The 18,924-nt window shown below is 70.2% G+C and carries 15 protein-coding genes, 1 pseudogene and 1 riboswitch; of the genes and pseudogenes, 12 read left to right on the top strand and 4 right to left on the bottom strand.

Going from position 1 to position 18,924, the window contains the following annotated elements; translation table 11 throughout:
• Positions 1 to 78 precede the first annotated feature (78 nt).
• The 9 genes and pseudogenes from D6270_RS04005 (at position 79) to D6270_RS03965 (ending at position 9,396) form a co-directional block, all read left to right on the top strand.
• Positions 79 to 2,574, top strand: a complete 2,496-nt coding sequence (locus D6270_RS04005; RefSeq protein ID WP_109166702.1) for a mannose-1-phosphate guanyltransferase — start codon at positions 79 to 81, stop codon at positions 2,572 to 2,574.
• A gap of 109 nt (positions 2,575 to 2,683) precedes the next feature.
• Positions 2,684 to 3,598, top strand: a complete 915-nt coding sequence (locus D6270_RS04000; protein ID WP_109166703.1) for a DUF881 domain-containing protein — start codon at positions 2,684 to 2,686, stop codon at positions 3,596 to 3,598.
• On the top strand, positions 3,595 to 3,927 hold the full coding sequence (locus D6270_RS03995) for a small basic family protein (RefSeq protein WP_003970459.1): 333 nt from the start codon (positions 3,595 to 3,597) through the stop codon (positions 3,925 to 3,927). Before D6270_RS04000 ends, D6270_RS03995 begins: the two co-directional genes overlap by 4 nt.
• Positions 3,928 to 3,932: 5 nt before the next feature.
• Positions 3,933 to 4,757, top strand: coding sequence for a DUF881 domain-containing protein (locus tag D6270_RS03990; RefSeq protein WP_109166704.1), 825 nt, complete (start codon positions 3,933 to 3,935; stop codon positions 4,755 to 4,757).
• 190 nt (positions 4,758 to 4,947) lie between these two features.
• Positions 4,948 to 5,733, top strand: coding sequence for an FHA domain-containing protein (locus tag D6270_RS03985; RefSeq protein ID WP_109166705.1), 786 nt, complete (start codon positions 4,948 to 4,950; stop codon positions 5,731 to 5,733).
• A gap of 41 nt (positions 5,734 to 5,774) precedes the next feature.
• Positions 5,775 to 6,518: a transcriptional regulator FtsR gene (locus D6270_RS03980; RefSeq protein ID WP_109166706.1), complete on the top strand. Its 744-nt coding sequence runs from the start codon at positions 5,775 to 5,777 to the stop codon at positions 6,516 to 6,518.
• A 53-nt stretch (positions 6,519 to 6,571) separates the two neighbouring features.
• Positions 6,572 to 7,045 carry a bifunctional nuclease family protein gene (locus D6270_RS03975; protein WP_006123076.1) on the top strand — a complete coding sequence of 158 codons (474 nt, stop codon included), beginning with the start codon at positions 6,572 to 6,574 and terminating at the stop codon, positions 7,043 to 7,045.
• A 169-nt stretch (positions 7,046 to 7,214) separates the two neighbouring features.
• Positions 7,215 to 7,841, top strand: a complete 627-nt coding sequence (locus tag D6270_RS03970; protein WP_109166707.1) for a MerR family transcriptional regulator — start codon at positions 7,215 to 7,217, stop codon at positions 7,839 to 7,841.
• A 98-nt stretch (positions 7,842 to 7,939) separates the two neighbouring features.
• A pseudogene (locus tag D6270_RS03965) lies at positions 7,940 to 9,396 on the top strand (DNA polymerase IV).
• Here D6270_RS03965 and D6270_RS03960 read toward each other — a convergent pair.
• Positions 9,318 to 9,689 carry a PRC-barrel domain-containing protein gene (locus D6270_RS03960; RefSeq protein ID WP_109167594.1) on the bottom strand — a complete coding sequence of 124 codons (372 nt, stop codon included), beginning with the start codon at positions 9,687 to 9,689 and terminating at the stop codon, positions 9,318 to 9,320. The pseudogene D6270_RS03965 and the gene D6270_RS03960 overlap by 79 nt on opposite strands.
• A gap of 155 nt (positions 9,690 to 9,844) precedes the next feature.
• A riboswitch (glycine riboswitch) is annotated at positions 9,845 to 9,942 on the top strand.
• A gap of 192 nt (positions 9,943 to 10,134) precedes the next feature.
• Between D6270_RS03960 and gcvP the strand changes: the two genes are divergently transcribed.
• The gene (gcvP, locus tag D6270_RS03955) at positions 10,135 to 13,020 is read left to right on the top strand and encodes an aminomethyl-transferring glycine dehydrogenase (protein ID WP_109166709.1); all 2,886 of its coding nucleotides are present in this window, start codon (positions 10,135 to 10,137) and stop codon (positions 13,018 to 13,020) included.
• A 94-nt stretch (positions 13,021 to 13,114) separates the two neighbouring features.
• Here the strand turns inward: gcvP and D6270_RS03950 are convergent, their stop codons facing one another.
• Entirely contained in the window at positions 13,115 to 13,321 is a 207-nt protein-coding gene (locus D6270_RS03950; protein ID WP_109166710.1) for a DUF5999 family protein, read from the bottom strand.
• Between the two features lie 316 nt (positions 13,322 to 13,637).
• On the bottom strand, positions 13,638 to 14,222 hold the full coding sequence (locus D6270_RS03945; protein WP_109166711.1) for a hypothetical protein: 585 nt from the start codon (positions 14,220 to 14,222) through the stop codon (positions 13,638 to 13,640).
• Positions 14,223 to 14,718: 496 nt separating this feature from the next.
• On the opposite strand from D6270_RS03945, the gene D6270_RS03940 reads away from it, so the two are divergent.
• On the top strand, positions 14,719 to 16,224 hold the full coding sequence (locus D6270_RS03940) for a glutamate-cysteine ligase family protein (protein ID WP_109166712.1): 1,506 nt from the start codon (positions 14,719 to 14,721) through the stop codon (positions 16,222 to 16,224).
• A gap of 112 nt (positions 16,225 to 16,336) precedes the next feature.
• On the opposite strand, the gene D6270_RS03935 is transcribed toward D6270_RS03940, so the two are convergent.
• Positions 16,337 to 17,947, bottom strand: coding sequence for a VWA domain-containing protein (locus D6270_RS03935; protein ID WP_204117156.1), 1,611 nt, complete (start codon positions 17,945 to 17,947; stop codon positions 16,337 to 16,339).
• 195 nt (positions 17,948 to 18,142) lie between these two features.
• Here D6270_RS03935 and D6270_RS03930 point away from each other — a divergent pair, with 195 nt between their 5' ends.
• Positions 18,143 to 18,922, top strand: a complete 780-nt coding sequence (locus tag D6270_RS03930) for a CPBP family intramembrane glutamic endopeptidase (RefSeq protein ID WP_109166713.1) — start codon at positions 18,143 to 18,145, stop codon at positions 18,920 to 18,922.
• Positions 18,923 to 18,924: the final 2 nt, after the last annotated feature.

The following is an 18,924-nucleotide window of genomic DNA, read 5'->3' as shown; positions in this document are numbered from 1 at the left end:
CGGTGTGATGTCTTGAATGTGACGCCCCGACGGGCGAACTCGGCTGACCGTCGTCTCTTCTAGGAGGACGTTTCCGACATGAAGGCCGTCGTGATGGCTGGTGGCGAAGGCACGCGCCTGCGCCCCATGACCTCGAGCATGCCCAAGCCGCTCCTGCCCGTGGCCAATCGGCCGATCATGGAGCATGTACTGCGGCTTCTCAAGCGGCATGGGCTCAATGAAACTGTAGTGACCGTCCAGTTCCTGGCCTCCCTCGTCAAGAATTATTTCGGGGACGGCGAGGAGCTCGGGATGGAGCTCACCTATGCCAACGAGGAGAAGCCACTCGGCACCGCGGGGAGCGTGAAGAACGCCGAGGAGGCGTTGAAGGACGACACCTTCCTCGTCATTTCCGGTGACGCGCTCACCGACTTCGACCTCACCGACCTCATCGCCTTCCACAAGGAGAAGGGCGGACTCGTCACGGTCTGTCTGACCCGGGTCCCCAATCCGCTGGAATTCGGCATCACCATCGTCGACGAGAACGGCCAGGTCGAACGCTTCCTGGAGAAGCCGACCTGGGGCCAGGTCTTCTCGGACACGGTGAACACGGGCATCTACGTGATGGAGCCCGAGGTCTTCGACTACGTCCAGGCCGACACCTCCGTCGACTGGTCGGGTGATGTCTTCCCCCAGCTGATGAAGGAAGGCAAGCCGATCTACGGCTATATCGCCGAGGGCTACTGGGAGGACGTCGGTACGCACGAGAGCTATGTGAAGGCCCAGGCGGACGTCCTGGAGCGCAAGGTCGACGTGGAACTCGACGGCTTCGAGATCTCGCCCGGTGTGTGGGTGGCCGAAGGCGCGGAGGTCCACCCGGACGCCGTCCTCCGTGGGCCGCTGTACATCGGGGACTACGCCAAGGTCGAGGCGGACGTCGAGATCCGTGAGCACACCGTCGTGGGCTCCAACGTCGTCGTCAAGACCGGAGCTTTCCTCCACAAGGCCGTGGTCCACGACAACGTCTACATCGGACAGCACAGCAACCTCCGGGGCTGCGTGGTCGGCAAGAACACCGACATCATGCGGGCGGCCCGGATCGAGGACGGTGCTGTCATCGGTGACGAATGCCTGGTCGGCGAGGAGTCGATCATCCAGGGCAATGTGCGGGTGTATCCGTTCAAGACCATCGAGGCCGGTGCGTTCGTCAACACCTCGGTGATCTGGGAATCCCGTGGGCAGGCGCATCTCTTCGGGGCGCGCGGTGTCTCCGGAATCCTGAACGTCGAGATCACCCCTGAACTGGCGGTCCGGCTGGCCGGCGCCTATGCCACGACCCTGAAGAAGGGGTCGACGGTCACGACCGCCCGTGACCACTCCCGAGGGGCCCGCGCTCTCAAGCGAGCCGTCATCTCGGCGCTCCAGGCCAGCGCCATCGACGTACGCGACCTGGAGAACGTGCCGCTGCCCGTGGCCCGGCAGCAGACGGCGCGAGGCAGTGCCGGCGGCATCATGATCCGTACGTCACCTGGGGTGCCCGACTCGGTGGACATCATGTTCATCGACGAGCGGGGTGCCGACCTCTCGCAGGGGCAGCAGCGCAAGCTGGACCGGGTCTACGCCCGCCAGGAGTACCGCAGGGCCTTCCCCGGGGAGATCGGGGACCTGCACTTCCCGTCCAGCGTCTTCGACTCGTACACCGGCTCCCTGCTCCGCAACGTGGACATCGCGGGCATCGCCGACTCCGGGCTCAAGGTGGTCGTGGATGCCTCCAACGGGTCCGCCGGGCTAGTTCTGCCGAGCCTTCTTGGACGGCTCGGGGTGGACGCTCTGACCATCAACCCGGGACTCGACGAGTCGCGGCCCACCGAGTCCGCCGAGACGCGTCGGGCCGGCCTCGTACGGCTCGGGGAGATCGTGTCCTCGGCACGGGCAGCCTTCGGCGTCCGGTTCGACCCGGTCGGTGAGCGGCTCTCCCTCGTGGACGAGCTGGGCCGGATCATCGAGGACGACCGTGCTCTGCTGGTCATGCTGGACCTCGTCGCCGCCGAGCGGCGCAGCGGACGCGTCGCCCTACCGGTGACGACCACGCGCGTCGCCGAGCAGGTGGCGGCGTACCACGGCACCCAGGTGGAGTGGACGACCACCTCGCCCGACGACCTGACCCGGGTGGGACGGGAAGAGACCACCATCTTCGGAGGAGACGGGCGCGGCGGGTTCATCGTTCCCGAATTCAGCAGCGTCTTCGACGGGACCGCGGCTTTCGTCCGGCTCATCGGGCTCGTGGCCCGGACCCAGCTCACCCTGAGCCAGATCGACGCCCGTATCCCGCGGGCCCACGTCCTGCGCCGTGACCTCGCGACGCCGTGGGCGGTCAAGGGCCTCGTCATGCGCAGCGTCGTCGAGGCGGCCGGGAACCGCAGCGTGGACACCACGGACGGCGTCCGGGTCGTCGAGGCGGACGGACGGTGGATCATGGTGCTGCCCGACCGGGCGGAGGCCGTCACCCATCTGTGGGCGGAGGGCCCGGACGACGCCTCGGCGCAGGCGCTCCTCGACGAGTGGTCCGCCGTGGTGGAGAGCGCGGGCGAGTGACCTGGTGAAGGCCGGTGCACCGCAACTCCCCGACAGGGATGTGCGGTGCACCGGTGTTGCCGGTGGGGCCATTCGGCGGCAGCCGTGGTGACGTGCGACGATGTGCGGCATGTCGCAGCAGCCCCCCGATCGGAGCACACCCTCGCCGCCCGCACGTCCCGACGCCTCCATGTCGCTGCTGAACAACGTGATGGACCACAGCCTCGACGAGGGTTACGCGGAGGCCTCCGCCCGCCGCAGGGCCGACGGGAGCGCGGGGCTGCCCCGTACGCTCAGGTCGAAGCTCGGCCTCGCCGCCGGTCTCGTGGTGGCCGCCCTGGTGGTCACCCTCGGCGCCGCCGAGGCGCGGGTGTCGGCGCCGGTCGTGGCGAAGGAACGCGAAGAGCTGATCGACCGCATCAACGCCGAGACCCGGGCGGCCGACACACTGGAGTCGGACGTCGACAAGCTCCGCAGCGATGTCGGCGAGCGGCAGCGCAAGGCCTTGGAGCGGCACGGCGGGGACCAGGGGGAGCTGGTGGCCCTGCTGTCCGGGGCGACCCCGGTGGAGGGCCCCGGGGTGAAGCTCGTCGTGGACGACGCCAAGAACACCGATCAGGGCGGCGGCGGGCCCCGTGAGTCGTCGAGTTTCGCCGACACCGGCCGGGTGCGTGACCGGGACATGCAGCGGGTCGTCAACGGCTTGTGGGAGTCCGGTGCCGAGGCCATCGCCATCAATGGGCAAAGGCTGACGGCACTGTCGGCGATCCGCGCCGCGGGCGACGCCATACTGGTCGACAACAGGCCGCTCGTACCGCCCTACACAGTGCTCGCGGTGGGGGACGGGAAGAGTCTCGCCGCCGCGTTCCGGGACAGCGCCGACGGCCAGTACCTCAACGCGCTCAAGGAGAGCTTCGACATCCGCACCACCTTGTCCGATCAGGCGGAGGTGCGGCTTCCGGCCGCACCGAGCCTGATCGTCCGAACAGCAGAGCCGAAGGCCGCCGGCAGTGATGCGGCAGAATCAGGGAAGGGCACATCGTGATCGCCGTACTGGGCCTCGTCGTGGGAGTCGTGGTCGGACTGTTGGTCCGGCCCGAGGTTCCGGCGGTGGTCGAGCCCTATCTCCCGATCGCCGTGGTCGCCGCACTGGACGCGGTCTTCGGCGGTCTGCGGGCCATGCTGGACGGCATCTTCGTCGACAAGGTCTTCGTGGTGTCGTTCCTCTCCAACGTCGTGGTCGCCGCGCTGATCGTCTTCCTCGGCGACAAACTGGGTGTCGGTGCTCAGCTCTCCACCGGCGTGGTGGTCGTGCTCGGTATCCGGATCTTCTCCAACGCCGCCGCGATCCGCCGGCACGTCTTCCGGGCTTGAGGCCGATGAACAACGACGAGAACCCTCGCAGCGAACAGCCGGAGCGGCCCGACGCCGGTGCCTCCCCGGCCCCGGACGCGCCCGTGCAGCCGCCCGCGACCGCAGAGGAGGCATCCGGACGCCAGAGGCTGCTCGCGGGCCTGTGGCCGCCCCGGGTGAGCCGGGCCCAACTCATCGTCGCCGTGCTGCTGTTCGGGCTCGGCCTGGGGCTGGCCATCCAGGTGCGGTCCACCAGCGACGACAGCACGCTGCGCGGCGCGCGCCAGGAGGACCTGGTCCGGATCCTCGACGAGGTCGACGACCGCACCCAGCGCCTGGAGGACGAGAAGCAGCGTCTGGACGCCCAGCGCACCGAGCTGGAGAACAGCTCGGACCAGGCCGAGGAGGCCCGTAAGCAGACGCTGGAGAAGGAACGCCAGCTGGGGATCCTCGCGGGTACGGTGGCGGCCCACGGCCCCGGCATCACGCTGACGATCAGCGACCCGTCGGGCGCGGTCGCCGCCGACAAGCTCCTCGACACCATCCAGGAGCTGCGCGCGGCCGGGGCCGAGGCCATCGAGGTCAACGGCGTCCGGGTGGTGGCCAATACGTACTTCGCCGGAGAGGGCGGTGACATCCAGGTGGACGGCAAGAAGATCGAAGCACCGTACGAGTTCAAGGTGATCGGCAAGCCGCAGGACCTGGAACCCGCCCTCAACATCCCCGGCGGTGTGGTGCAGACGCTGGAGAAGGAGCAGGCCACGGCCGTCGTGGAGCGTTCCGACGACATCGTCGTCGACGCCTTGCGAGCGGCGAAGCGGCCTGACTACGCTCGGTCGTCGTCCCCGTGATCGCGCCGGGCCGGAGGGCCGGTGGACGAGGGCGGGAGGTTGCGGGGGGTCGGCGCACCGGATTGGTGGTGCGTGGTGGAAACTGTCGGGTGGATACGGACGTTGTGAAGATGTCCGGGTCGGCAGGTGTGTTCATTCAGGGTTCGTCCTGCCCCACGGGCGGGTCTATGTCGGTCAAGGGGAATCGCCCGTGAAGTTTTTTGCGAAGTTGTTCGGGAAGAGCGCGCGCGAGGACAGCAACAGTGCTGCCCGCCACCGCGCTCCGCGCCACGGCCAGGGTGAGGAGCAGGAGGCGGAGCGTCCGCTCTTCCGCGACGAACTGCCCGGTGACGCCACTCAGGCCGGAATCAGCGTGTCGTCCGTTGACCCTGCCGGTGCCGGAGGCATAGGTTTCGGCGAACCATCAGCCTCGAGTGCGGGTGGAGGGTTCACCCCGGAGGGCTCGTCGATGCAGGTCTGCACGAGGTGTGGCCACCGCAATGCGGAGGCCGGCCGATTCTGCTCCAACTGTGGCGCGCCGCTGCGAGGCGGTGTCCCCGAGCGCGCCTCGGAGACGACGTCCACGATCTCCATCTCCGGTCTTGAGGCGTACGAGGCCGAGGCGACGGGCCAGACGGCTCTGCCCTCGCTCTCCCCGGAGGCCCAGGCAGCCGTCGACGCGCTGCCCGGAGGCTCGGCGCTGCTGGTCGTGCGCCGCGGCCCCAATTCCGGCAGTCGTTTCCTGCTGGACAGCGATCTCACGACCGCCGGCCGTCACCCGCAGAGTGACATCTTTCTCGACGACGTGACCGTGTCGCGGCGTCATGTGGAGTTCCACAGGGGTCCGGACGGTAGCTTCACGGTGGGTGACGTCGGCAGCCTCAACGGCACCTATGTCAACCGTGAGCGCATCGATTCGGTCCTGCTCTCCAACGGCGACGAAGTCCAGATCGGAAAGTACCGCCTGGTCTTCTACGCGAGCCCGCGGGGCGTGTGACCAGCCCCCGGATCCGTCCGGGGGGACCCCCAGGAAGGCCCATGCTGCGAACACCGACAGGCGGTGCCGGTGACGGCACCGCCACCGCGGACGCGCGCTGGGTGAGCATCGGAACGGTGCTCACCCGACTGCGCGAAGAGTTTCCGGAAGTCACGATCTCCAAGATCCGCTTTCTGGAGGCCGAGGGGCTCGTGGAGCCGCAGCGGACTCCGTCCGGGTACCGCAAGTTCGCGCCCGGCGACGTGGAGCGGCTCGCGCAGGTCCTCCGTATGCAGCGGGACCACTATCTGCCGCTCAAGGTCATCCGCGAGCACCTGGACGCCCTGGCCCGGGGGGAGCAGCCCGCGCTGCCCTCACCGGGCGCCCAGCGGGATCTCGGCGACGGTGTGTGGGAGTCCGGCCCCGGTGCGGCGACCGCCGCGCGGATCGGGCGCGCCGAGCTCCTGGCGGCCGCCCAGGTCGACGAGGAGCAGCTGGCGGAGTGGGAGTCCTACGGGCTCATCGTCCCGGCTCCCGAGGGGGGCTACGACGCCGAGATGGTGACCGTGGCCAAGCTGGTGGCGGACCTGGGGCGCTTCGGCCTCGAACCGCGCCATCTGCGCGCCATGCGCGCCTCCGCCGACCGCGAGGCGGGATTGGTGGAGCAACTGGTCGCACCGCTGCGCCTGCACCGGAATCCGCAGACCAGGGCCCACGCCGAGGCCACGGCGAACGAGCTGGCCGAGCTCTCCGTACGGCTGCACGCGGCGCTCGTCCAGAGTGCTCTGCGCACCCGTCTGCACTGACCTCGGGGGAGCCCGACTACCCAAACATGGCGAGCACGTCCTAGGGTTGCTGTGTGAACGAGCTCGACGTTGTCGGTGTCCGGGTGGAAATGCCCTCCAACCAACCGATCGTTCTCCTGCGTGAAGTGGGAGGCGACCGGTACCTCCCCATTTGGATCGGTCCTGGGGAGGCGACCGCCATTGCCTTCGCCCAGCAGGGCATGGCTCCGGCCAGGCCGCTGACCCATGACCTGTTCAAGGATGTGCTCGAGGCCGTGGGCCAGGAGCTCACCGAGGTCCGCATCACGGACCTTCGCGAAGGGGTCTTCTACGCGGAGCTCGTCTTCGCCAGCGGGGTCGAGGTGAGCGCCCGGCCGTCCGACGCCATAGCGCTCGCCCTGCGGACCGGCACGCCGATCTACGGCAGTGACGGTGTGCTGGACGACGCGGGCATCGCGATCCCCGACGAGCAGGAGGACGAGGTGGAGAAGTTCCGCGAATTCCTCGACCAGATCTCACCGGAGGACTTCGGTACGAACAGTCAGTGACCCGTCCCGCAAGGGTGTCGTCAGCGCATCCGACAAGCCTTTCCCGGAAGCGAGACACGGGAAACCGCCCTCAGGGTGATTATCACTCGGCGTGCCGAGTGTGGCGATCGTTGACGCACCCCCAGTGACTGCCTACCTTCGAGTGGGCAGGTCAAGGACGGAGGTCGGCGTGAGAAGCAGCGGCGACGGTACGGCGGCGGGTGGGCCGTATCCGCAGCACGGCAGTGGAGCCGACCACACCATCAGGCAGCCGGTTCAACCGGCGGCGGTGGCAGCGGGCGGCGGGGCAGCGGCGAGCGGTGCCGGCGACATCGGCTATCGCGGACCGACGGCGTGCGCGGCGGCGGGGATCACCTACCGCCAGCTGGACTACTGGGCGCGCACGGGGCTGGTGGAGCCGAGCGTGCGGCCGGCCTACGGGTCGGGGACCCAGCGTCTCTACAGTTTCCGGGACGTGGTCCTCCTCAAGATCGTCAAGCGGTTCCTGGACACCGGGGTCGCGCTCCAGAACATCCGCACCACGGTCCAGCACCTGCGGGCCCGGGGGTTCCAGGATCTTGAGCGCATGACGCTGATGAGCGACGGGGCCACGGTCTACGAGTGCTCCTCGCCCGACGAGGTCGTCAGCCTCCTCCAGGGCGGTCAGGGCGTCTTCGGGATCGCCGTCGGTGTCGTCTGGCGGGATGTGGACGCGGCGCTCTCCCAGCTCCACGGCGAGCGGGTCGACACCGGTGAGACCCTCATCGGCAACAACCCGGCCGACGAGCTGGCCCGGCGCCGCAACCGCGCCGGTTGAGCGGCTGAGGGCACAGGACGGTACGTGACGGGGCGGCCCGGCACTCCGTGGAGTGCCGGGCCGCCCCGTTGTCAGTGGCATAGGGCAGCATCGGAGGTGTGAGACCCGCGCCGACCATCCTCCACCTGGACATGGACGCCTTCTACGCCTCGGCGGAGCAGGCAGCCAAGCCCAGCCTGCGCGGAAAGGCGGTCGTGGTGGGGGGCCTCGGCCCTCGCGGGGTCGTCGCCACCGCCTCGTACGAAGCACGCCTCCTGGGCGTCCACTCCGCGATGCCGACGGCTCAGGCCCGGCGGCTCGCGCCGAACGCCGCCTATCTGGTGCCGCGCTTCTCGCTGTACCGGGCGGTGAGCGAGCAGGTGATGGAGCTGCTCGGGCGGCTCTCGCCGCTGGTGGAGCCGCTGAGCCTGGACGAGGCCTTCGTCGACCTGGAGGCGGGCGGGGTCGCGGACGACACGGTGTCGGCCCGCAGGACGGGGGAGCGGCTGCGTAGGGCCATCCGGGAAGTGACCGGGCTCAGCGGATCGGTCGGTCTCGCCGGTTCGAAGATGCTCGCCAAGATCGCCTCCGAGCAGGCCAAGCCGGACGGCCTGGCGCTGATAGTGCCGGGCACCGAGCGGGAGCTGCTGGCCCCCATGTCCGTACGGACCCTGCCGGGCGTCGGACCCGCCACCGGGGACCATCTGAGACGCGCCGGTATGACCACCGTCCACGACCTCGCCGAGGCGGGCGAGGCCGAGCTCGTACGGCTGGTCGGCAAGGCCCACGGTCACGGTCTCTACCGGATGGCGCTGGGGCTCGACGACCGGCCGGTGGTCGCGGAGCGGGACGCCAAGTCCGTATCGGTGGAGGACACCTTCGATGTGGACCTGCACGACCGGGTGCGGGTGCGCGCGGAGGTGGAGCGACTGGCCGTGCGGTGCGTGGAGCGGCTGCGGTCCGCCGACCGGTCGGGGCGCACGGTGGTGCTCAAGGTGCGCCGCTACGACTTCTCCACCCTGACCCGCTCCGAGACGCTCAGAGGCCCACGGACGACCCCACGGTGGTCCGTGAGGCGGCCGCGAGGCTCCTGGAGGCCGTCGACACCACCGGGGGCGTACGGCTGCTGGGTGTGGGTGTCACGGGGCTCGCGGACTACACCCAGGAGGACCTGTTCGCGCAGGCGGCGGATGCCCGGGAGCTGGCGGCGCGGGCGGAGGAGGAGGCCGATAGGCCGGCCGTGGACGAGGCCGGACCGGTGGAGGAGGAGCCCGAGCGGGAGAGCGCCGAGCAGCTCGCCGCCCGGCGCTGGCCCGCCGGACACGACGTACGCCACGCGGTGCACGGACACGGCTGGGTGCAGGGGAGCGGGGTGGGCCGGGTGACGGTCCGGTTCGAGGAGCCCGGCGGGCCGGTCGGCCGCGTCGTCACGTTCCGCATCGACGACCCCGAGCTCAGCCCGGCCGACCCGATGCCGCTGGTCCGCGACCCGGTCGACTACTCCTCCTGGCCGGCCAGCCTGCCGAAGTCGCGATCGGGGCCGGTCCCGGCCGCCGGCGGGGAGTCCAGGCCGTAGTGGCGGTAGAGCTGCAGCTCCTGTTCGGGGGAGAGGTGACGGCCGACGCCGAAGTCCGGGGCGCCCTTGATCAGCGCGCGGTCGAACGGGATCCGCAGCTCGTCCTCGACGAATTCGCTGGGTTCCAGCGGGACGAACGCGTCCCTGCTGAACAGACCCGTGCGGACGGCCGCCCACTCGGGCACACCGGTCGCGTCGTCGAGATAGACCTCGTCCACCGTTCCGATCTTGGCGCCCTTGCGATCGAACGCCTTGCGGCCGATCAGGCGGCGCGGGTCGATGTCGGTCTGCACGGTGCCTCCCACTGGTCGCACTGGCTCAAGGGGGTCCCGTGTCACCGCGAGGTGATCCCCTGTCGCTCCACCAGCACCAGACAAGTGCAGAACGGTGGCGTCGGCCACTCGAGGGCTCCCCGGGGATGGCCGCTGGTAGGCTGGCAGATGGCTGCTGACCCCGTGCGGGAGAGTCCTCCGGTGCAGAATCCGGAGGCGCCGAAGGAGCAAATCCTCCCCGGAATCTCTCAGGCCCCCGTACCGCACGGACGAGGTCACTCTGGAAAGCAGGGCGGGTTCGTGCGGCGTATGCCGGGGCGGGCTCGACCCTCACCGACGGTGAAAGCCGGTGCGCCCCCGGGCGGGCCGGTGAAGCTCTCAGGTTGAGATGACAGAGGGGGAGGCCGTTCGGGCACCCGCGCCGTGGTGCCCCTCGCAGGTCGTGACAGACCAGGAGGCCTCCACCATGACCCCCCGTCGCACTCCGCTCTCCCAGCTGGAGCAGGGCATTCCGTTCGAGCAGCGCCACATAGGGCCCGACGCCGAGGCCCAGGCGAAGATGCTCGCCCAGGTCGGCTACGGCTCCCTCGACGAGCTGACCGCCGCCGCGGTGCCCGACGTGATCAAGAGTGCGGAGGCCCTGAACCTTCCCTCGGCCCGCACCGAGGCAGAGGTGCTGGCCGAGCTGCGGTCGCTGGCCGACCGCAACAAGGTGCTCGCCCCGATGATCGGCCTCGGCTACTACGGCACCTTCACGCCGCCCGTCATCCTGCGCAACGTCATGGAGAACCCCGCGTGGTACACGGCCTACACGCCGTACCAGCCGGAGATCTCCCAGGGGCGCCTGGAGGCCCTGCTCAACTTCCAGACCATGGTCGCCGACCTGACCGGCCTGCCCACCTCCGGCGCCTCCCTCCTCGACGAGGGCACCGCGGCCGCCGAGGCCATGGCGCTCGCCCGGCGCGTCGGCAAGGTCAAGAACGGCGTCTTCCTGATCGACGCCGACACCCTGCCCCAGACCATCGCCGTGATCCAGACCCGCGCCGAGCCGACCGGTGTCGAGGTCGTCGTCGCGGACCTCAGTGACGGCATCCCCGCCGAGATCGCCGAGCGCGGCGTCTTCGGCGTCCTGCTCCAGTACCCGGGCGCCTCCGGTGCTGTCCGCGCCATCGAGCCCGTCATCCAGCAGGCCCACGAGCTGGGCGCGATCGTCACCGTCGCCGCCGACCTGCTGGCCCTCACCCTGCTCACCTCGCCCGGAGAGCTCGGTGCCGACATCGCGGTGGGCACCACCCAGCGCTTCGGCGTGCCCATGGGCTTCGGCGGCCCGCACGCCGGCTTCATGGCCGTACGCGAGAAGTTCGCCCGCTCCCTGCCCGGCCGCCTCGTCGGTGTCTCCGTGGACGCCGACGGCAACAAGGCCTACCGCCTGGCCCTGCAGACCCGCGAGCAGCACATTCGCCGCGAGAAGGCCACCAGCAACATCTGTACGGCACAGGTCCTGCTCGCCGTCATGGCCGGGATGTACGCCGTCTACCACGGCCCCGACGGACTGCGCACGATCGCCCGCCGCACCCACCGCTACGCCGCGATCCTCGCCGAGGGCCTGCGCGCCGCCGGCGCGGACGTCGTGCACGGCGACTTCTTCGACACCCTGACCGTCCGGGTGCCCGGCAAGGCCGCGGAGATCGTCGCGGAGGCGCGCGAGCGCGGGGTCAACCTCCGCCGTGTCGACGCCGACCAGGTCTCCATCGCCTGCGACGAGACCACTAACCGGTCCCAGCTCTCCGCCGTCTGGGCCGCCTTCGGCGCCGACGCCGACATCGAGGCGCTGGACGGCACGGCCGCCGACGCGCTGCCCGAGGCGCTGCTGCGCTCCGACGGCATCCTGACCCACCCGGTCTTCCACCAGCACCGCTCCGAGACGGCGATGCTGCGCTACCTGCGCAAGCTCGCCGACCGCGACTACGCGCTGGACCGCGGCATGATCCCGCTCGGCTCCTGCACCATGAAGCTGAACGCGACCGCCGAGATGGAGTCCATCACCTGGCCCGAGTTCGGCGCGCTGCACCCCTTCGCCCCGGCCGAGCAGGCGCAGGGCTTCCTCACGCTCATCCGCGAGCTGGAGGAGCGCCTGGCCGAGGTCACGGGTTACGACGCCGTCTCCATCCAGCCGAACGCCGGCTCCCAGGGCGAGTTCGCCGGTCTGCTGGCCGTCCGGGCGTACCACCGGGCCAACGGCGACGACCAGCGCACCGTCTGCCTGATCCCCTCCTCGGCGCACGGCACCAACGCCGCGAGCGCGGTCATGGCGGGCATGAAGGTCGTCGTGGTGAAGACCGCCGACGACGGCGAGGTCGACATCGCGGATCTGCGGGCCAAGATCGAACAGCACCGCGACGAGCTGGCCGTGCTGATGATCACCTACCCGTCCACGCACGGGGTCTTCGAGGAGCACGTCGCCGACATCTGCGGCGAGGTGCACGACGCGGGCGGCCAGGTCTACGTCGACGGCGCCAACCTCAACGCGCTGGTCGGGCTCGCCAAGCCCGGCAAGTTCGGCGGCGACGTCTCCCACCTGAACCTGCACAAGACGTTCTGCATCCCGCACGGCGGCGGCGGCCCCGGCGTCGGCCCGGTCGGCGTCCGCGCCCACCTCGCCCCGTACCTCCCCAACCACCCGCTCCAGCCCGCCGCGGGCCCGGAGACCGGTGTGGGACCGATCTCGGCCGCCCCGTGGGGCTCGGCGGGCATCCTGCCGATCTCGTGGGCGTACGTCCGGCTGATGGGCGGCGAGGGGCTCAAGCGCGCCACGCAGGTCGCCGTGCTGGCCGCCAACTACATCGCCAAGCGCCTGGAGCCGCACTTCCCGATCCTGTACAACGGCCCGGCCGGACTGGTCGCGCACGAGTGCATCGTCGACCTGCGGCCGATCTCCAAGGCGACCGGCGTCTCCATCGACGACGTCGCCAAGCGCCTGATCGACTACGGCTTCCACTCGCCGACCATGTCGTTCCCGGTGGCCGGCACGCTGATGATCGAGCCGACCGAGAGCGAGGACCTCGCCGAACTCGACCGGTTCTGCGACACCATGATCGCGATCCGGGCCGAGATCGAGAAGGTCGCCTCCGGCGAGTGGAGCGCGGACGACAACCCGCTGGCCAACGCCCCGCACACCGCCGCCGCGCTCGGCGGCGGCTGGGACCACGGCTACAGCCGCGAGGAGGCCGTCTTCCCGGCCGGGGTGTCCGCCGCCGACAAGTACTGGCCGCCGGTCCGCCGTATCGACGGCGCCTTCGGCGACCGCAACCTGGTCTGCTCCTGCCCGCCGCTGGAGGAGTACGACAACTGACGCCTGCGGGCTGACGTCTGACATGCGTCGGGGCCGGTACGGGGATCTCCCCGGGCCGGCCCCTTCTCCGTACAGCGTGTTCCTCCGTCCGCCCTCAGGCGGCTTTCACCACGCGGCCCGCCGCCAACAGCCGGTGCGGGGCGATGATCTGCCCGTCCGGCAGCAGCTCGCCGGTGTCCTCGAAGAGCAGGACGCCGTTGCACAGAAGGCTCCAGCCCTGTTCCGGGTGGTGTGCCGTCAGACGGGCCGCCTCCCGGTCGGGGGAGTCGGCGGTGGGGCAGGGTGGCTGGTGCTGGCACATGGATGCGTTCTTTCGCTGCGTCGAGTCGAGTGTCCTGCGGCTTGATGAGAGGTTCACGGCCGCCCCCGTATCAGTCGGTCCGGTCCCAGTGTTGCCCTACGAGGGTGATTCCGCAGGGATTTCGCCGCAGCTCCGTTACTCCTCTCTTGACGCATCACCCGCGCGGACGGTTCACCGCAACTGCACTGTCACTTCGGGTGGTTCGGGGTGGCCGGACCGGGCTAGTCCGAGTGGGTAAGAGGGAGCCCCCGCAGTGACCCGTCCCGCCAAGGGGCGTTCGGGTCACCACGGGGGCCGGTCACCCCTCGGCCGTCGGTCAGGCGGAGCTGAGCAGCGGGCCCGGCGCCACCCGCAGGGTCATGACGGGCAGCAGATCGGCGACCCGGTGCGGCCGGTGGGCCGCGATGCCCGGCGGCGCCGGTGCCAGGGGCACCAGGACGTCGGCCGGGGCCAGCACACCGCCGGCCGCGTCGTCCTCCGTGTCGTCGTGCAGCCAGAGGGTGAGCATGTACAGCTCCGGGATGGAGAGAAGTCTCGCCTGGTACGCCGTCGGCGAGGCCTCCGCCTGGCGGACCGCGAGCTCCGTCGAGGCGAGATAAGGGCCCTCGAAGAAGTGCGAGAAGCTCCAGCCGTCCGGCGTGAGCATGGTGTCCGCGGCGGCGATCGCCCGGCCTTCGCTCCGGATCAGGAAGCGCCAGGCCGCGAGGCGGGTTCGGGGTGCGGTCCTGGTCGGAGCGATCCGGTCCAGCACGTGCACGGGAAGGGGCAGTTCGGGGCTGAGCGGTCCCTGGACGGACCGGAGGGCGGAGGTGCGCGCCTCGCGGACCGCGGTGGGGGAACCGAGGGCGGCGAGAACGCTGCGCAGGGCGGGCGCGGGGGCCGAGGGGACATGCAGCGGCATAGTGGGTCGCCTCTCACTTGGAGACACGGTGATGCGTGGGCGGGTGCAGACGGCGCTGTCGGCGTGCGGGGCGAGAGGAGGCCGGTGACGGGCCGGACGACGGGCCGGTTGCGTCAACTCTCTGCCTCGTCAGGCGGAGTTTATACGACACGTGTTCACTCAGTGTTTCCACTAGCTGCCGGGGATATTTCGCGCAAGGCGACATCCGGACTTCGGAATGAGGGTTTCCTGGCGATTTGATCGGCCGTTTTCTGCGCTCGTCTGCGCCTCTTTCGATGGCGCGGTAGGCCGAAACTCGTCGGTGTTTCCGCCACGCACTATCCGGGCGAAAATGCCGCTCGCCGTGTGCCCCGGGAATGTGCCCCCGGTCTCCATCATCCAGCCTAGCGGGTTTCCGGTGGTCCGTGGGGCGTTACGGATCACTCCCACGGGGCATTATCGATCGTGATGCGAGCGGCCCGGTCGGCGGGCCGACCACTGGAGGAGGGACCCCTCGATGGGGGAGAAGGTCGTGGCGGGAGCCGTTGACCTGTCCGATCGGCAGGCATACCGCACCAAGCTCAACCAGTGCCTGGAAGGGCTGGGCAGACTGCTGGCGGAGCGGAGGTTCGACCGTCCCCGAAACCTGATGGGGCTGGAGATAGAGCTGAATCTCGCGGGTTCCGACGGTCTGCCCCGGATGATGAATCAGGAAGTGCTCCAGCGCATCGCGAGCCGGGATTTCCAGACCGAACTCGGGATGTTCAACCTGGAAGTAAATATCGTTCCGCACCGGCTCGGCGGCCGGGTATTCGATCAGCTCTCGGAGGAGTTGCGGACCGGTCTCGCCTACGCCCACCGCAAGGCCGGCGAGGTGGACGCGGGGATCGTCATGATCGGAATCCTGCCTACGCTCGGCGAGCACGACGTGGTCTCGGCGAATCTCTCGGACGTGGACCGCTACACCCTGCTCAACGACCAAATGGCAGCCGCCCGCGGCGAGGATTTCATCCTGGATATCGAAGGCGTGGAGCACCTGGTCTGCTCCTCACCCTCGATCGCCCCCGAATCGGCCTGCACCTCGGTCCAGCTGCACCTCCAGGTGACGCCCGCCCGGTTCGCGGATGTGTGGAACGCCGCGCAGGCGATCGCCTCCGTCCAGATCGCGCTGGGCGCCAACGCCCCGTTCCTCTTCGGCAAGGAGCTCTGGCGGGAGTCGCGGCCCCCGCTGTTCCAGCAGGCCACCGACGTACGGCCGCCGGAGCTGGCGAACCAGGGGGTGCGGCCCCGGACCTGGTTCGGGGAGCGGTGGATCTCCTCCGCGTACGAGCTGTTCGAGGAGAACCTGCGCTACTTCCCGCCGCTGCTGCCGATCTGTGAGCAAGAGGAGCCGCTGCGGGTCCTGGACGAGGGCGGGGTGCCGGAGCTGGCCGAGCTGGTCCTCCACAACGGGACGGTCTACCGCTGGAACCGACCGGTGTACGACGTGGCCGACGGCGTCCCGCACCTGCGGGTGGAGAACCGGGTCCTGCCGGCCGGGCCGACCGTCACGGACGTGATCGCCAACGCCGCCTTCTACTACGGGCTGGTGCGGGCGCTCGCCGAGGAGTCCCGGCCGGTGTGGAGCAAGCTGCCGTTCGAGGCCGCGGCGGAGAACTTCACCGAGGCCTGCCGCCACGGCATCGAGGCCGAGCTGCTCTGGCCGCGCTCCGGCCGCGCCGGCGGGCTGGCGAAGATCCCCGCCGTACAACTCGTACGGGAGGAACTGCTCCCGCTGGCCGCGGCCGGTCTCGACGCCTGGCAGATCGAGGCCGCCGACCGGGACCGCTACCTCGGGGTCATCGAGGAGCGCTGCAAGCGGCGGGTCAACGGGGCCTCCTGGCAGGTCGCCACGTACCGCCGGGCGCTGGAGGCCGGTCTCGGCCGGGAGGCGGCACTGGCGGCGACCACCCGGCGTTACGCGGATCTGATGCATGCGGGGGAGCCGGTGCACACGTGGCCGGTGGGGTTTCCGGCGCCTTGAGACGGGGGCGTGCGGTGGGGTGACTGGGTGGCGGGACAGGGGTGTGCGGGGCGGAATTCCGTGCGGCGCCGTGCGACCGGGCCGAGAGCGCCCCCCGGCCCGGACGCCGCACTCACTCCTGGGCGGCGCGGCCGTTCTGTCCGGCTGCCATGATCGCCTGGAGGATGACGGCCTGGATCTCCACCGGGTCGCTCACCTCGTACCCGTCGCCGCCGGTGACCCGCGCGATCTCGGCCACCTCCTCGCGGTCGGCGTCCGGGCCCACCGCGATGGCGATGACCGGAACGGGACGCTCGGGGTCGGTGAGCTCCTTGAGCTCGGCGTTCAGCGCGCTCCGGGAGATGCCGTCGTCGTCCTGGTCGGAGCCGTCGGTGAGGATCACCAGGGCGTTGAACTTGCCCTTCACATAAGTCGACCGGGCCTCCTTGTACGACGCCAGCATGGTGTCGTACAGCCCGGTCGCCCCGCCCGGCACGGGTTGCAGCCCCGCGAACGCCGCCGAGAGCCTCTCGCGGTGGGTGGAGCCGCCCTGGGCCGGGTCGCCCAGTCGGCGGGTCTCCATGAGCTTGCGGTAGTCCTTCTCGCCGTCCAGCGTGGTGGCGAACTCCCACAGGCCGATCTCGTCGTCCGGGGTGAACTGGCCGAGCGCCTGGATGAGCGACTCCTTGGTGACGTCCATCCGTGACTGGCCGCGGCCCGGCACCGGTGTGGACATCGACCCCGAGGCGTCGACGACCGTGGTCAGCCGGGCGCTCTGGACGGTGATCGTCCACATCCCCAGCATCTCCTGGAGCGCCTTTGCCGACGGCGCCTCGGCCGCCGAAGCCGCGTACGGCTGAGGGGACTTGCCGCCCGCCGACGTGACCGTGGCGTCCTCGGCCGCTCCGTCGGCGGGCCGGAACCCGTACCGGGCGAAGGCGGCCTGTTCCGATATGAGGACCGCCTGGTTGCGTTTCGGGTTGCCGTCCTCGGCGCCCGAGGCGCTGCGCGCGAGGGTCTCCAGCACCTGGGCGTCGCTGTCCGACATCCGCTCGGCCAGCACCTTCGCGGTCTCCGCGACCCTGGTGTCGCTGTCCCCGCCCTGCTGTGCGGACGAGCCGCCGATGCTGGTGAGAGCGAGGAGGCCGGTGGCGCTGCGCGCCGGGTCGGCCGAGCCGAGGCGGATCTTGTCCGCGGTGAGGGCGGCGGTGACCACCTCGGCCCAGGAGTACGTCTTCTTGGGCCAGCCCAGACGCTCCGACGCGGACGGCACCACGGCGAGGGCCACCGGGGAGGAGGCCACCGAGTCCGAGGGGGAGATGGGGGTGCCCGTGCCGAGCCCCTCGGCCCGGTCCAGCCAGAGGTCGGAGTCGGGCAGCCAGACCTGGAAGTCCGGGGTCTCGCCGCCGCCCGCGAGCGCGTCGGCCACTTTGTAGGAGTCGCGGGCCACCACGTCCACGTCGAGACAGTGGCCGTCGGACCTCACCTCGTCCGCGCGGGCCTGCTCGGCGATGGACCGGACCGCCGGTGCGATGTCCGGGGAGGCGGCCAGGGACAGGTGCACGGCGGAGTCCTCGCAGGATTCGGAGAACGACAGCAGGCCGCCCTTGACCGCCACCCCTGTCCCCGTCGCCACCGCGAGGACGAGCAGCGTGGCGATGACGACGGTGCGACGCCCGCGGCGAGCGGACGCCTCCCCGCGTTCTCGCGGCGCGTAGGCGTCGGGCAGGCTGTGACGTCCCATGTCGGTGGTGCCCCCTGAAGACGAACGGTGAACGGTGAACAAGGAGAAGGGGGACCTCGCCACCGGTGATGGTGGTCGTCCCCCGGCCTGTCGCGCATGATCTTCGTACCCGCATTCGAGACCCTAGCGGGACGGTGGGCGGGATGAGACGCGATTGCAGAACAGAAGGCAGGTGTACTGGTGGAGGTAGGTCGCGTGGCTGATTCTTATCCCCAAGAGGGCGTACCGCGAAGGCTCTTGCGGTCGGAGACGATCCTGGTCCTGGCGCTCTCGCTGGGCGCGAGTGCGGTCTCCGCGCTCATCAGTTTTGTCGGATCGCTGACGAAACCGGGGGGTTTGAAGGATCAGGCGGCGACGCTCAACGGTTCGTACGCCCCGGGCCGTCCATGGCTGGATCTGGCATGGCAAATGTTCGGGATCGCAACGGCCCTGGTGCCGGTGGCCCTGGTGGCGCACCTGCTGATCAGGGAAGGCGCGGGTCTACGGACCATCGGATTCGACCGGACCAGGCCATGGTTCGACCTCGGTCGCGGAACGCTGATCGCGGCGGGGATCGGCAGCGCCGGGCTCGCCTTCTACCTGGTCGCCAGGGCGAGCGGCTTCAACCTCACCGTCGTACCGGAGTCGCTGCCCGACGTCTGGTGGAAGTTTCCCGTACTGATCCTCTCCGCGGCGCAGAACTCCGTGGTCGAGGAGGTCATCGTCGTCGCGTACCTGCTGCGGAGGCTGGACCAGCTGGGCTGGACACCGATGGCCTCGCTGGCGGCCAGCTCCGTGCTGCGCGGCTCGTACCACCTGTACCAGGGCATCGGCGGGTTCATCGGCAACATGGTGATGGGCGTCGTCTTCGTGCTGCTGTACCGGCGGTGGGGGCGGGTGGGGCCGCTGGTCGTCGCGCATACGCTGCTGGACATCGGGGCGTTCGTCGGTTACGCGCTGCTCGCGGGGAAGGTGGACTGGCTGCCGACGCCGTGAGA

It is taken from the genome of Streptomyces griseus subsp. griseus (genome assembly GCF_003610995.1).
Taxonomy (GTDB): Bacteria; Actinomycetota; Actinomycetes; order Streptomycetales; family Streptomycetaceae; genus Streptomyces.
This window is presented reverse-complemented; position numbering and strand designations above follow the sequence as displayed.

Coding starts and splice junctions, on each gene's coding strand:
- D6270_RS03980 (WP_109166706.1), top strand. CDS start 5,775: ATGCTGCGAACACCGACAGGCGGTGCCGGTGACGGCACCGCCACCGCG.
- D6270_RS04000 (WP_109166703.1), top strand. CDS start 2,684: ATGTCGCAGCAGCCCCCCGATCGGAGCACACCCTCGCCGCCCGCACGT.
- D6270_RS03940 (WP_109166712.1), top strand. CDS start 14,719: ATGGGGGAGAAGGTCGTGGCGGGAGCCGTTGACCTGTCCGATCGGCAG.
- D6270_RS03950 (WP_109166710.1), bottom strand. CDS start 13,321: ATGTGCCAGCACCAGCCACCCTGCCCCACCGCCGACTCCCCCGACCGG.
- D6270_RS03935 (WP_204117156.1), bottom strand. CDS start 17,947: ATGGGACGTCACAGCCTGCCCGACGCCTACGCGCCGCGAGAACGCGGG.
- D6270_RS04005 (WP_109166702.1), top strand. CDS start 79: ATGAAGGCCGTCGTGATGGCTGGTGGCGAAGGCACGCGCCTGCGCCCC.
- D6270_RS03945 (WP_109166711.1), bottom strand. CDS start 14,222: ATGCCGCTGCATGTCCCCTCGGCCCCCGCGCCCGCCCTGCGCAGCGTT.
- gcvP (WP_109166709.1), top strand. CDS start 10,135: ATGACCCCCCGTCGCACTCCGCTCTCCCAGCTGGAGCAGGGCATTCCG.
- D6270_RS03990 (WP_109166704.1), top strand. CDS start 3,933: ATGAACAACGACGAGAACCCTCGCAGCGAACAGCCGGAGCGGCCCGAC.